This is a genomic window from Streptomyces sp. NPDC016640 (genome assembly GCF_043076215.1).
Taxonomy (GTDB): Bacteria; Actinomycetota; Actinomycetes; order Streptomycetales; family Streptomycetaceae; genus Streptomyces.
The window spans coordinates 323873-336991 of the sequence record NZ_JBIBRG010000006.1 but is presented as its reverse complement, the minus strand read 5'-3'; the positions used below and the strand labels follow the sequence as shown (position 1 = coordinate 336991).

Here is a 13119-nt window from a genome sequence, read left to right as displayed (position 1 = left end):
AGGACGCGGTCTAAGCGCTTGCTCAGCCTATGTCAGTCGAAGTTACTCATCGGTCACCCGGTCTGTCCAGAGTCCGAGTCTGTGATCCAGCGCCCTTCGGCGGAGTCGTGCACGTACGCCGGCCTCCCCCTGGTCCCGCTCGTGCGGAACGGCTTCCCGCCGTCCGTGATCCGCACCGTCCCCGTACGGCCCCCGGCGCTCCACTCCAGCTCCAGGTACCAGCGGCAGTCGCAGCCCGCCGTCCGCGCCGAGACCAGCAGCTCCTCGGGGTCGGAGGAGGTGACCTTGTACGGGAAGGAGACGGCCGGGATCTTCCGGACCTCGGCGCCGGAGGCGTCAAGGCCGTCGACGGGCCTCGCGAGCGGGCGCGGCCGGTCGAGGTCCACGGCGAAGTGGCGCGGGGTGACGGCGCCGCCACAGCCGTTGTCCATCCGGTACGCGTTCCACGGCAGCGGCGCGGCGCGGTCGACCACGCGCACGTGCAGGGCATGGAGGACGACGGCGTCGGACGGCGACCGGCCCTGGACCGTGATCCGCACCAGCGCCTCCCCGCCGTTCACGGCACCGTGCGTCCCGGCCCACGCCCCGGAGTCGGCCGCGACCGGCGGCGGGGCGACCGCGCGGGGGGCCCGGTCCACGAGGTAGGTGTGCCCGCAGCCGCCTTCCCAGAGCTGGGAACCGATGCTCCAGGTGAAGGGGAGGGGGGCCGCGGTCCGCCCCGGAGCGGTTGAAGCGGGAGCGGGGGCGGAAGCCGTACGGGTGGGGTGGCCGAGCAGGGCAGCGGCGAGGGCGAGCACGACGAGGGCGACGGCAGCGGCGACGAGGAGAGGAGCGGGGGCGCCACGACGGGGGCGGGCGCGGGGCGCCTCCGGCGCGGACGGATCCGCGGCGGACGGGTCCGGCGCGGTCGGGTCCGGGGCGGGGCCGGGGCCCGGTTCCGGCGCGGACGGTTCCGGGTTCGATTCCGGCGCGGCCGGCACGGCCGGCACAGGCGTGGGCGCGGGCGAGGCCGCTCGGCGGCGGGCGCGGTCCGCCTCCGTCCAGGCCGCCTCCAGGGCCCGCCGTTCCTCCTCGTCCGCCCCGCACAGCAGGGCGAGGCGGTCGACCACGGTGAACTCCTCCGGGACGGTCGCGCCCGAGCAGTAGCGGTGGAGGGTGGACGCGCTGACGCTCAGCCGCCGGCCCAGCGCCTCGTAACTCCTCCCGTCCCGCGCCTTCAGCGCGCGCACGAGCCCCGCGAACTCCTCGACGGCGGCGTCCTTCGGCATTCCATCCCCCTCAACCCTGCGTCCCATCCTTCACGTCCTTGCACGTCAGCGGGGGTGGAATGGTTCCGGGACGGCTGGTGGGCGCGTGATCGTTGCAGCCGGCGGGCGCCGGCCCCACGCTGGTTGAGCACTGACCGAACGAACGACCCGACGGGGGATCCACCACCATGAACAAGCTCCGCACCGCACTCGCCACCGCAGCCGCTGCCGCACTGGGTTTCGCGGCCCTCGCCACAGACCCGGCGCAGGCCGCTGCCCAGCCCGCCTTCCTCGCCGCCTCCCAGATGCCGCCGTCGTCGACGCCGTGGACCGCCACCCAGGTCTTCACCGGCGTCCCGGAGAACGGCGGCGTCCTCTGCGCCCCGTACAAGATCCCGGCGCAGAACACCCGCTACCGCGAGTTCAGCACCGAGCTCGACACCAACGGCGTCCAGGTCACCACCGTCGCCCGTACCGAGGCCGACGCCGTGAAGCTGGTCGACACCCTCCGCGGGGCCCTCGCCGGCTGCGGCCCCCTGCTGGAGCAGCAGAACCCGGGCCTGCAGGCCGTCAGCGCCTCCCACGGCAAGCTCGCCGTCGAGGAGGGCGCCTGGGTCTACAGCCTGGACACCGCTGACCCGCAGATCGGCATCTCCGACATCCACCTGTTCTCCGTCGGCCGCGACGGCCGCACCGTCACCCTCGTCCGCTGGGGCCAGATGGGCGACCTCGAGGACGCCCCGCTGACCGCCTTCCGCACCACGACGAAGACCGCCGTCAACAAGCTCCACTGACCCGGGGGCTCCCCCGAGGGCTGACCACAGCTCGACAGCGGCGCGGCCGGAACCCGGGCGCGCCGCTGTCGTGCCCACCTGCTCCGCCGGCGGCGACCACTTCCTGGCCTTCACCAGCATCGCCTGCACCCTCATCTGCTACCGCAGACTCGCCAAATGAGATGGTCTCGGAACACCCGGCACACGTGCAGCTCGCTCCTGGTCGCTCTCAAGGTGCATCCGAAGGTGGCGCAGCGCATCCTGCGGCACTCGCAGATCGCGATGACGATGGAGGTCTACACCGAGGCGAGCGAAGAGGAGGTGCGAGCGGCGCGCGGCAAGCTGTCCGAGACGATGGGCGGGAGCGGCACCGAAAATCGGTGTCTGTCGCTGTACTTCGCTGCTGTACGGCCCGGAAACGCCGAAGGCCCCGGATCACTCCGGGGCCTTCGATCTGTGTGCACTCGGCAGGATTCGAACCTGCAACCTTCTGATCCGTAGTCAGATGCTCTATCCGTTAAGCTACGAGTGCTTGTCTCTTCAGTTTTCTCGCCGCTCCCGGCCCTTTCGGCCCGCTCGCGGCGACAGGAAGAACATTACATGACTGCCGCCGTCATGTGAAATCCGTTCGGCCTACCCCTTGTGACCTGCGAAAACAACAGATCTGACGGTGAGACGACGACGAAGCCCCGGCCGCGGGGCCGGGGCTTCGTGATCTGTGCGGAGGCGGAGGGATTTGAACCCTCGATGGGCTTTAAGGCCCAAACCGCATTAGCAGTGCGGCGCCATAGACCGGACTAGGCGACGCCTCCATGCACAACCCTCACGCGAGCGTGAGCGGGTGGTGCGTGCCGATGATGACACAACCGTGTGGGGTGTCACCAATCGCCCCCCACGGTACTAGGCGGGGAGCCCGCAGGGCAAAGCCCTTCCGGCCGCCACGTCGTCGTGGCGCAACGTTCCGCGCCGTGGCGCGTTGGGCAGGTCATGACGCAGATCACCGCTTCCGGCACCTCCCGGCCCGCTCCCCGGACCACCGCCCGGCCGGCCCTGCGGCGGCTCGTCGTCGCTGCCGCCGCCTCCGTCGCCTCCCTCGCGTCGCTGTCCGTGTCGCTCCCGGTGGCGTACGCGCAGCACGCGCCGCCGCACGGGGACCGTCTCGTCGTCACCGTGCGGGACGCGGGCGGCGGGGCGGACGGAACGTACGAGGTGCGCTGCCGGCCCAGTGGCGGCAGCCATCCCGACCCGGCCGGGGCCTGTGCCGCCGTGGAGCGGAACACGCGGTGGGGGGAGGAGGCCTTCGCCCCGCCGCCGCGGGACGCCGCCTGCACCCTGCAGTACGGCGGGCCCGCCACCGCCCGTGTCACCGGCACCTGGGCCGGCCGTCCCGTCGACGCCACGTACGACCGCGTGAACGGCTGCGCGATCGCCCGCTGGGACCGGCTCGTCCCGCTGCTGCCCGAGCCCCGCTCCGCGAGGCACCCGTGAGGCGTCCGTGGGGGAAGAGCGGGAGCGCGCGGGAGCGCGTGTCGGCGAGTCGGGGCACAGGGGGCGTAAAGGTCCCGCGGAGCTTCGGGCGGCGTCGGTGCAGGCAGTCGCGGGTTCCGGGGCCACCGGGTGTCACATCGCCGTCATTTCCTCGTGCGACCTTCGTCCCATCCGGCGTCGCTGGCGCAACCCCAGCCCTTAGACTCCCTCGCGTGACACGCTGCGGGCAGGTTGGCAAGATGGCCCGAGCGGTCGGCACATCGCGGTAACAGGGAGGAAGCGTCTCGTGAGCAGCAGGCCATCCCGAGGCGCTGCTCGCCTCGCAGCCATACTGGACGCGCTTCCCGATGCGCTGGTGCTGGTCAACGCCAACGGAACGGTCGTCAACGCCAACACCATCGCCCTGGAGGCCTTCGAGACCCCGGGCACGGCGCTGGTGGGGCGGGGGCTGCTGGACCTGCTGCCGCAGTTCGACTCCAAGCTCATCCCGGGGTCCATGCGGCGGCCCGACCACATCGACCCCCGCGCGCGCACCAAGCCGACCCGGATGATCGCCCGGCGGACCGACGGGACCGAGTTCCCGGTCGAGGTCACCAGTGCGAATCTGGAAAACGGCCAGCAGGCCTACGACAGTTACGGATACACCGCCGACGAACTGCTGATGCTCGTCGTCCGCGACCTGTCGGGCACGGTCGACACCGAGGCGGAGCTCGCACGTTCGCAGCGGCAGACCGAGATGATCCTGCGCGCCGCCTCCGAGGGCGTCGTCGGGACCGACACCGACGGACGGATCGTCCTGGTCAACCCGGCCGCCGCCCAGATCCTGGGCTACCGGGCCGGCGAACTCGGCGGGCGCGAGCTGCACACGCTCGTCCTGCACTCCCGCGCCGACGGCTCCCCCTTCCCGTACGACGAGTCCCCGCTCGCCGACACCCTGCGCTCCGGGCGCAAGCACCGGGTGCGCGGGCAGGTGGTGTACGCCAAGAACGGCGACAAGCTGCCGGTCGACCTGACGACCGCGCCGGTGCGCGACGGCGACCAGCTCGTCGGCGCCGTCATGACCTTCACCGACCGGCGGTCCTACGACGCGCTGGTCGAGGAGAAGGAGGAGGCCGAGCAGCGGCACGCCGAGGAGCTGGAGCGGCTCGCCGAGGAACACTCCGCCGAGCTCACCGCCCTGCGCCAGAGCCATGTCACCGAGCTGGCGGAGCTGCGCGAGCGGCACGCGGAGGAACTCGGCGCCAACGAGGAGCGGTACGCCGCCCTCGGTGAGCGGGAGAAGGACCGCTACGAGGCCCTCGCCGCCCGGCACGAACAGCTGCTCACCCTGCTCGGACAGTCCTTGCGGGGCCCGCTGGAGGAACTGCGCCGCGAACTGTCCGCGCTGGCCGCCGACGACGCCGGACAGCTGTGGCCCGAGGCCAACCAGGTGCTCCACCACCTGTCGGCCGGCTATGCCCGGATCACCACCCTCATCGACAACGTCCTCGGCTACCAGCGGCTCGACGTCGGGACCGAGCAGGTGATCCGGACGAAGGCGATGCTCGACGCCGTCGTCGCCGCCGGGGTCGACGGGGCCGTGGAGCTCATCGGCCCCGGGCGGGTCCAGTTTGCCGTGCACGCGCCGCCCATCGAGGCCGAGGTCGACCCGCGGCTGCTCGCGACGGCCCTCGCCCATCTCGTCGCGGATGTCGCGGGCGTCGACTCGACCGGCAACACGCCGGTGTCGGCCGGCGGTTACCTGGACAACACCGTGGTGGTCGCGGCGGCGCAGCGCGGTGAGGTCGTACGCATCGAGGTGCGCGGGCCGTACAGCGGCGGCGATCCGGTGCACGAGCCGATCGTGCGCGGGATCGTCCGGGCGCACGGCGGTGTGCTCCAGACGCACGAGGTGCCGGGCATGAGCGGCAGCGCGTTCGTCCTCGAGGTGCCGATCGGGGGCGGGGCGGGAGCCGTCCCGGCCGTCGAGGCGCCCGCCGCGGTGCCGGCCACGGCGCCGCCGGCCGGGGAGACCGCGTTCGCCGATGCCACCGATGCCACCGATGCCACCGATGCCGTTGATGCGGCTGATGCGGGCGAACCGGTCGCCGGTGGCGGGCGGCGGCGGGCACGGAGGGCCTCCGTCGACGCCTTCCTGGACAGCGAGGTGCAGGGCGCGAACGACGGCACGAAGGCCGCTCCCACCGGCCGGCGCAGGCGCCGGGCGGCTGCCGCCGAGCCCGCGCAGCCACAGCTTCCGGCTCAGACGTCCGGCGAGGGCGCGACGACGGCGTCCGGCGGTACCGGGCGGCGGCGTGGCCGGCCGGCCGAGGACGCGGCGGCCGGTGGTGCGGGTGTGATGGGCGCGGAGGTCGAGCTGGCCGGTGCCGCCGGTGCCGGGGTGTCCGAGGGTGCGGTCGTCACCGCCGCCGAGCATGCGGCGGGGGCCGCCGCGTCGAACACGGGGCTGGGCGGGACCGTACCGCCGCAGGGGATGCCCGCACCGGCCGGGCGGCCCGTGCGGACCGGGTCCGGCGAACAGCACGCGCTGCCGCCGGCGCTGCCCGCGCCGGCCGGTGCGTCCGGGGCCGAGGCGCAGGTTCGTGTTCCGGCCCAGGCGGCGGGGCAGTCGGAGGCACCGGAGCGGCGCCGGCGTGCGCTGGCCGCCGCCACCGAGCGGGCGGCGGCGCAGGAGGCCGCGCCCCGTACGGTGTTCGCGCTGCCGCCGGCCGAGGCGGACCAGGGACAGCAGGCCCCACAGACCGGGCAGGCCGGGCAGGCCGCGCGGGCGGGCGGGGCGGGGGCCGTCGCGTCCGGTGACGCGCTGGTCGACCACGGCCGCCATGACGCCGTTCCGCACGACCAGGCCGACGATCACACCCCGCCGCAGCCGCATCCGACCAGCGCGCCGACGGGCCGCCGCCGACGGGCCGCCGCCCGGGCGGCGGAAGTGGAGGCGGAGGTGGAGGTGGAGCAGGCGCCGGCTGCTCAGCCACCGGCTGTTCAGGCGCCGGCCCTCCGGGCACCGGCTGCTCCGGTGGCCCCGGTCGCCCCTGTCGCCCCGGCACCGTGGGGGGCGGTGCCTCCGCAGGGCGCTCCGGTCCCGCCGCAGGGAGCTCCCGTTCCCCCGCCAGGCGCCGCCGTGCCACCGCAGGGCGCACCGGTCCCGCCGCAAGGTGTCCCCGCATCACCGCAGGGCACACCCGTCCCACCGGCCGCCGCTGTGCCCCCGCAGGACGCACCGGTTCCCCCGCAGGGCACCCCCATCCCCCCGCAGGGCGCACCGGTCCCGCCGCAGGGTGCCCCCGTTCCTCCGTCAGGCGCCGCCGTGCCGCCGCAGGGCGCCCACGTCCCGGCACCAGGCACCCCCCTCTCTCCGCAGGGCGCACCGGTCCCGCCGCAAGGTGTCCCCGCATCACCGCAGGGCACACCCGTCCCACCGGCCGCCGCTGTGCCCCCGCAGGGCGCACCGGTTCCCCCGCAGGGCACCCCCATCCCCCCGCAGGGCGCACCGGTTCCCCCGCAGGGCGCCCCCGTCCCCCCTCCAGGCCACGGTGAGGCGCAGGTTCGGCGGCCCGTCGCTCAGCCGCTGCCCGCCGAGGCCGCGCCCGGGCGGGGCGCCCCGGCGGACGGCACTCCGGCTCCGCAGCAGTGGCCCGCCGCCGGTGACACCTCCGGTGCCGGTATGCCCGTGCCGCCGGCTCGGACCCCGCCGCAGCCGACCCCGGCCGCCGGCACCCCGCTGCCGCCCGAGGACGCGTCGGCGCAACGGGCCGCTCAGCCGTTGCCCGCGGAGGCCGCGGCACCGGTGGATCCGGACTCGACGCAGGGACGGGCGATCAGCGTGCGGACGCTGGGACAGGGCGTGCCGTTCAACCGGCAGGCCGCCCAGGTCCAGCAGCCCCTGCCGTCGGCCACGCCTCCCCCGCACCAGCCGGGCGGCTCCGGCCGGCGCCGCAAGCTCGGTACGCGTCCCGATCCGGCCGCGGGCGACGAGCAGGGCGCGCGCCCGCACCCGTCGGCCGAGCCGGTGCCCGCCCACGCCCCGGCCCCGGCCCAGCGGCAGGACCGGACACCGGCCCCGGCGCTCGCCCAGCCACCGGCCCCGGCGCAGGCGCAGCCCCAGCCGGCGCAACCGCAGCACTCGGCCGCGGCCCCGCCCCGCCTCACGCCGGCGACCGAGGGCACCGGGCGTTCGTACGCCATAGGGGCGCCCGACGCGGATGCCGCCGAGGGACCCGAACCGCTGGACGGTCCGGGCGGGGCCGTCGAGGTGGCCGACACCCCGCGTCCGCAGCCGATGGACGACGAACTGCCGCCCGAGCCGCTGGACAACCCGCGCCGGCTGCTGGTGTGGCCCGCGCCGGACGTCTCCACCCAGCAGGCGCTGAGCGACCGCGGCTACCGTCCGGTGATCGTGCACTCGCGCGAGGAGGTCGACGCGCAGATCGCGGCCTTCCCCGCCGCGCTGTTCGTGGACCCGCTGACCGGGCCGATCACCCGTACCGCGCTCCAGTCGCTGCGTCAGGCGGCGGTGGCCGCCGAGGTGCCGGTGCTCGTCACGGCCGGGCTCGGGCAGGCCTCGCGCGACGCCGCGTACGGCGCCGATCCCGCCGTACTGCTGAAGGCGCTCGCGCCGCGCGACAGCGAGCAGCATCCGCCGCGGGTGCTGCTGATCGAGGAGCACGCGGAGATCGCGCTGGCGCTGACCGCCACGCTGGAACGGCGCGGGATGCAGGTCGCGCGGGCGGCGAGCGACGCCGACGCGGTGGCGCTGGCGGGGCAGTTCCGGCCGAACCTGGTCGTGATGGACCTCATGCAGATGCAGCGCCGCCAGGCCGGACCCGCCGGAATCATCGACTGGCTGCGGGCCAACGGGCAGCTCACCCGTACCCCTCTGGTCGTCTACACGGCCTCCGTCGGCCAGGCGGACCTGCCGAGGCTGGCCTCCGGCGAGACGGTGCTGTTCCTCGCGGAGCGGTCCACCGCCGACGAGGTGCAGGAGCGGATCGTCGACCTGCTCTCGCGGATCGGGACCAACTGACGGAGGCCGGCGGCAGCGTCAGCGGGCCATCAGGCGGCGGGCCGCCTCCTTCACCGACGCGCGCAGCCGGGCCTGGTCCCCGGCCGTGTCGCCGGACAGGATGCGGCGCATCTGCGGGACGACGGTCGCCCAGTTGGTCAGCGCGGTCAGCAGGACCAGCAGATCGCCCGCGGGGATGGCGTCGGTGACGACGCCGCGGTCCTGGCCGTCCTCGAGGAGGGCGACCTTGCGGTCGTAGTGCTCCCGGCGTCCGCTCTCGTGCGGCAGTTCGTCGGTGCCGTACTCCAGCCCCTCCCAGAAGAGCAGGCGCAGCAGTTCGGGGTGGGCGGCGTGGTGGTCCATCAGGCGGTCGACCCAGCCCCCGATGTCGTCCGGGTCGACGGGGACGGACTCGGCGAGGTCCAGCATCTTCCGCTCGAGGACGATCGCGAACAGCTCCGCCTTGTTGCCGAAGTAGGCGTAGATCAACTGCTTGTTGGCCTTCGCCTCGGCGGCTATGCGGTCGATGCGGGCGCCGGCGATGCCGTGGCGCGCGAACTCGGTGACCGCCGCCTCGAAGATGCGGGCCTTGGTGGCCTCGGGGTCCCTTGCTGCCATGGGGACAGGGTAGCGCGGCAACCAACTGTTTGGTTGACAGGGAATCCGGCAGCGGCCCAGACTGTTCCCGGAAAGCCAACCAACCGGTTAGTTGTTAGAGCAGGCTCGAAGGGGTCCCCAGCTCATGTCCTCAGCGTCCAGCACCCCGACCGCCCGACAGGGCCGCAGGTCACCGGCCGGGGACCCACCCCGGGAGGCCGGCCGGGCCCGCGGTTCCGGTCCGTTCCTCCCGCTCATCGCCGTCTGCACCGCGGTCACGGCCGCCAACATCTACCTCGCCGCCCCGCTGCTCCCCCTGCTGGCCCGCGACTTCGGCTCCACGCCGTCCGCCGTGGCCTGGATCGCCTCGGCCGCCCAGCTCGGCTACGCCGCCGGCCTGCTGTTCTTCGCCCCGCTCGGCGACACCGTCAACCGGCGCCGCCTGGTCACCGTCCTCACCCTGGTCACCGCCGCCGCCCTGGTCGCGAGCGCGGCCGCCCCCGGCGCCGGCGCACTGGGCGCCGCCGTGTTCGTCGCCTCGGCCGCGACCGTCGTGCCGCAGCTCCTGGTCCCGCTGGTCGCCGAACGCGCCCCCGCCGCACGTCGTGCCCGTCATGTCGCCGCCGTGATCGCCGGTCTGTTCACCGGCGTCGTCGCGGCCCGGGTCCTCGGTGGTCTGGCAGGGCAGGCCTTCGGCTGGCGGTGGGTGTTCGCGGGCGCGGCCGTGCTCACGCTCGCGCTGGGGATCGCCACCGCCCTCGTGCTCCCCTCCGAACGGCGCCGCCGCGACGGCTCGCTGTTCGCCGGCCTCGCCGCGCTGCCCGGACTGCTGCGCCGCTCGCCCGACCTGTGGCGGGCGTCGGTGCGGCAGGCGGGCATGTTCGGCGCGTGGAGCGCCCTGTGGACCTCGCTCGCGCTGCTGCTGACCGGCCCGGCCTACGGCCTGTCCACCGCCACCGCCGGGCTCTTCGGCCTCTTCGGGCTGGTGGCGAGCGCGGTGGCGCCGCTGGCGGGCGGGCTGGTCGACCGTTTCGGCGCCGCGCGCGTCGTGCGGGGGGCGTATCTGCTCGCGGCCGTCTCCGTGCCGCTGTTCTGGCTGGGCGGGCGGGTCGTCTGGGCCCTGTGCGTCGCCGCGGTCGCCGTCCACGCGGCCCTGGTCGCCTCCCACGTCGCCAACCAGACCCTCGCCCTGACCACCACCTCCAGCCCGGCCACCGGCAACACCGCCTACGTCGTCTCCGGCTTCGCCGGCGGCGCCGCCGCCTCGGCCCTCGCGGGCACCGCCTTCGCCCACTTCGGCTGGGGCGGGGTCTCGGCGGTGGCGGGCGTGTGGCTCGCGCTGGGCTGGGGCAGCACGGCGGTGCGACGGGGACGCGGATGAGGTCCTCGCCCCTCGTCGGGCGCCGGTGACGACGGCGGCGCCGGGCGGCGAGGAGGTCCCCTCGCCGCCCGGCGCCCGTGTCCGTGTCGTACGGCGCGTCGCAGGGCGTGCCCCACGGCAGGTCAGAGTCGGGTGACGTCCAGCTCCCCCTCGGCGTACCGCCTGCGCAGTACCTTCTTGTCGAACTTGCCCACGCTCGTCTTCGGCACCGACTCGATCACCGTCCACCGCTCGGGCAGCTGCCACTTGGCGATCCCGCCCTCCTCCTGGAGGAAGGCGCGCAGGGTGGTGAAGTCGGCGGTGGAGCCCTCCTTGAGGACGACCGTGGCCAGCGGGCGCTCGCCCCACCTGTCGTCCGGGACCGCGACCACGGCGGCCTCCGCGACCTCGGGGTGCGACATCAGCGCGTTCTCCAGCTCGACGGAGGAGATCCACTCACCGCCGGACTTGATGACGTCCTTGGCCCGGTCGGTCAGGGTCAGGAAGCCGTCGGCGCTGATGGTGCCCACGTCACCCGTCTTCAGCCAGCCGTCCTCGCTGAACTTGTCGGCGGGGCGCAGGGGCGGGGCGTCGGGGCCGTTGTAGTAGGCGCCCGCGATCCACGGGCCGCGCACCTCCAGCTCGCCCGCCGACTCGCCGTCCCACGGGAGGCGCTCGCCGCCGGGGCCGGTCAGGCGGGCCTCGACGCCCGCCGGGAAGCGGCCCTGGGTCAGACGGTAGGCGAGCTCCTCCTCGGTGCCCACGGCCTGCGCCGGCGGCCGGGCGATGGTGCCGAGCGGGGACGTCTCCGTCATGCCCCAGGCGTGGCAGACCCGCATGCCCAGCTCGTCGAACGCCTCCATCAGGGACGGCGGGCAGGCGGAGCCGCCGATGGTGACCTGGGTGAGGGAGGAGACGTCGCGCGGCCTGGCGGTCAGCTCGGCGAGCAGGCCCTGCCAGATGGTGGGGACGGCGGCGGCGTGCGTCGGCCGCTCGCCCTCGATCATCTCGGCGAGCGGGGCGGGCTGCAGGAAGCGGTCCGGCATCAGCAGGTTGACGCCGGTCATGAAGGTGGCGTGCGGCAGGCCCCACGCGTTGACGTGGAACTGCGGGACCACGACCAGTGAGGTGTCCTGGTCGGTCAGGCCCATCGACTGCCCCATGTTGACCTGCATGGAGTGCAGGTAGATGGAGCGGTGGCTGTAGACGACGCCCTTGGGGTCGCCGGTGGTGCCGGAGGTGTAGCACATGGCGGCGGCGGCCCGCTCGTCCAGCTCCGGCCAGTCGTAGGCGACGGGCTGTCCGGCGAGCAGGTCCTCGTACTCGTGCACCCGCGCGGTGGCGTCCGCCAGCGCGGAACGGTCCCCGGGACCGGAGACGACCACGTGCTCCACGGTCGGCAGGTGCGGCAGCAGCGGTGCGAGCAGCGGGATCAGCGAACCGTTGACGATGATCACCCGGTCGGCGGCGTGGTTGACGATCCACGTGAGCTGCTCGGCCGGCAGACGGAGGTTCAGGGTGTGCAGGACCGCGCCCATGGAGGGGATCGCGAAGTACGCCTCGACGTGCTCGGCGTTGTTCCACATGAGGGTGGCCACCCGGTCGTCGTCCGAGACGCCGAGGTCTTCGCGCAGGGCGTGGGCCAGCTGGGCCGCGCGGGCGCCGATCTCGGCGTAGCTGCGGCGGTGCGGTTCGCCCTCACCGGTCCAGGTGGTCACCAGCGACGTCCCGTGGATCGCCGCCCCGTGCGTCAGGATCCTCGAGATCAGTAGCGGTACGTCCTGCATGGTGCTCAGCACGGCGTCCTCCTGGGCGACATCGCCTACACGTCGGTAAAGGTTGCGCTGATTCTGCGCACATACCGAGCGGTATGTCACTAGGGGGGCGGATGATCGATCATGCCCCGCCGGACGCCGGTTCCCGGGCGCCTCTCCCGGGCTCCGCTCACCTGCGGACGAGCCCCAGCTCAACGTCTTCCCGCAGCTTGCCGAGCGCCCGCGACACGGCGGACTTCACCGTGCCCACCGACACGCCGAGCACCTCGGCCGTCTGGGCCTCGCTGAGGTCCTCGTAGTACCGCAGGACGACCATCGCCCGCTGCCGCGCGGGCAGCCGCAGGACCGCCCGCCACATCGCGTCGCGCAGCGCCTGCCGCTCGGCCGGGTCGTCACCGGCCGGCACCGGGTCGGGCTCGGGCAGCTCGTCGCAGGCGAACTCGTCGACCTTGCGCTTGCGCCACTGCGAGGTCCGGGTGTTCAGCAGCGCCCGGCGCACATAGCCGTCGAGCGCCCGGTGGTCCTCTATGCGCTCCCAGGCGACGTACGTCTTGGTGAGCGCGGTCTGCAGCAGGTCCTCCGCGTCGCTCGGGTTCCCGGTCAGCGACCGGGCGGTACGCAGGAGTACCGGCTGCCGGGCCCTCATGTACGACGAGAACGACGGGTACGGGAGGGTCTGCGTCACGGGAGCAGCGGCGTTCGAAGCGCTGGTGCAGACGGGTGTGGTCATGGCTCCACGCTATGAGCGGCGCCCCGTCCGGCGGATCGGCCGCAGGTCCCGAAGGCGAATCCCCCTCAGGTTGTAGGGGTGGGGTCCGCCGCACCTCCTGAAGGTGGACGAGCGGGTGAGGGGTACTACGGGTCGGCCCCGGGGGGA

8 protein-coding genes, 2 tRNA genes and 1 pseudogene are annotated in these 13119 nt (G+C 74.3%); 5 read left to right on the top strand and 6 right to left on the bottom strand.

The genetic code is table 11. From position 1 onward, the window contains the following. Positions 1 to 53: 53 nt before the first annotated feature. Positions 54 to 1268 (bottom strand): helix-turn-helix domain-containing protein, encoded by a 1215-nt coding sequence (locus ACF07S_RS15485; protein ID WP_391974362.1) that lies wholly within the window; start codon positions 1266 to 1268, stop codon positions 54 to 56. 167 nt (positions 1269 to 1435) lie between these two features. Between ACF07S_RS15485 and ACF07S_RS15480 the strand changes: the two genes are divergently transcribed. Then, on the top strand, positions 1436 to 2041 hold the full coding sequence (locus ACF07S_RS15480) for a hypothetical protein (RefSeq protein ID WP_391974361.1): 606 nt from the start codon (positions 1436 to 1438) through the stop codon (positions 2039 to 2041). A gap of 168 nt (positions 2042 to 2209) precedes the next feature. Continuing rightward, positions 2210 to 2389: pseudogene (locus tag ACF07S_RS15475) on the top strand (site-specific integrase); the annotation flags it as partial. Between the two features lie 90 nt (positions 2390 to 2479). Here ACF07S_RS15475 and ACF07S_RS15470 read toward each other — a convergent pair. Both ACF07S_RS15470 and ACF07S_RS15465 read right to left on the bottom strand, forming a co-directional pair. Then, positions 2480 to 2552: transfer RNA gene (locus ACF07S_RS15470), tRNA-Arg, on the bottom strand. A gap of 189 nt (positions 2553 to 2741) precedes the next feature. After that, positions 2742 to 2832: transfer RNA gene (locus ACF07S_RS15465), tRNA-Ser, on the bottom strand. A 175-nt stretch (positions 2833 to 3007) separates the two neighbouring features. On the opposite strand from ACF07S_RS15465, the gene ACF07S_RS15460 reads away from it, so the two are divergent. Further along, on the top strand, positions 3008 to 3508 hold the full coding sequence (locus ACF07S_RS15460) for an SSI family serine proteinase inhibitor (protein ID WP_391974360.1): 501 nt from the start codon (positions 3008 to 3010) through the stop codon (positions 3506 to 3508). Positions 3509 to 3794: 286 nt separating this feature from the next. Then, a complete protein-coding gene (locus tag ACF07S_RS15455; RefSeq protein WP_391974359.1) occupies positions 3795 to 8531 on the top strand; it encodes a PAS domain-containing protein in 4737 nt (1578 codons plus the stop codon). 18 nt (positions 8532 to 8549) lie between these two features. On the opposite strand, the gene ACF07S_RS15450 is transcribed toward ACF07S_RS15455, so the two are convergent. Next, positions 8550 to 9128: a TetR family transcriptional regulator gene (locus ACF07S_RS15450; RefSeq protein ID WP_391962545.1), complete on the bottom strand. Its 579-nt coding sequence runs from the start codon at positions 9126 to 9128 to the stop codon at positions 8550 to 8552. A 124-nt stretch (positions 9129 to 9252) separates the two neighbouring features. On the opposite strand from ACF07S_RS15450, the gene ACF07S_RS15445 reads away from it, so the two are divergent. Then, positions 9253 to 10488, top strand: coding sequence for an MFS transporter (locus tag ACF07S_RS15445; RefSeq protein WP_391962546.1), 1236 nt, complete (start codon positions 9253 to 9255; stop codon positions 10486 to 10488). 122 nt (positions 10489 to 10610) lie between these two features. Here the strand turns inward: ACF07S_RS15445 and ACF07S_RS15440 are convergent, their stop codons facing one another. Next, a complete protein-coding gene (locus tag ACF07S_RS15440; RefSeq protein ID WP_391962547.1) occupies positions 10611 to 12266 on the bottom strand; it encodes a long-chain fatty acid--CoA ligase in 1656 nt (551 codons plus the stop codon). Positions 12267 to 12411: 145 nt separating this feature from the next. After that, positions 12412 to 12972 (bottom strand): SigE family RNA polymerase sigma factor, encoded by a 561-nt coding sequence (locus ACF07S_RS15435; RefSeq protein ID WP_391962548.1) that lies wholly within the window; start codon positions 12970 to 12972, stop codon positions 12412 to 12414. Positions 12973 to 13119: the final 147 nt, after the last annotated feature.

Excerpts from the sequence above, each read along its gene's own strand:
- ACF07S_RS15460 (WP_391974360.1), top strand. The coding sequence starts at position 3,008 with ATGACGCAGATCACCGCTTCCGGCACCTCCCGGCCCGCTCCCCGGACC.
- ACF07S_RS15450 (WP_391962545.1), bottom strand. The coding sequence starts at position 9,128 with ATGGCAGCAAGGGACCCCGAGGCCACCAAGGCCCGCATCTTCGAGGCG.
- ACF07S_RS15480 (WP_391974361.1), top strand. The coding sequence starts at position 1,436 with ATGAACAAGCTCCGCACCGCACTCGCCACCGCAGCCGCTGCCGCACTG.
- ACF07S_RS15435 (WP_391962548.1), bottom strand. The coding sequence starts at position 12,972 with ATGACCACACCCGTCTGCACCAGCGCTTCGAACGCCGCTGCTCCCGTG.
- ACF07S_RS15485 (WP_391974362.1), bottom strand. The coding sequence starts at position 1,268 with ATGCCGAAGGACGCCGCCGTCGAGGAGTTCGCGGGGCTCGTGCGCGCG.
- ACF07S_RS15445 (WP_391962546.1), top strand. The coding sequence starts at position 9,253 with ATGTCCTCAGCGTCCAGCACCCCGACCGCCCGACAGGGCCGCAGGTCA.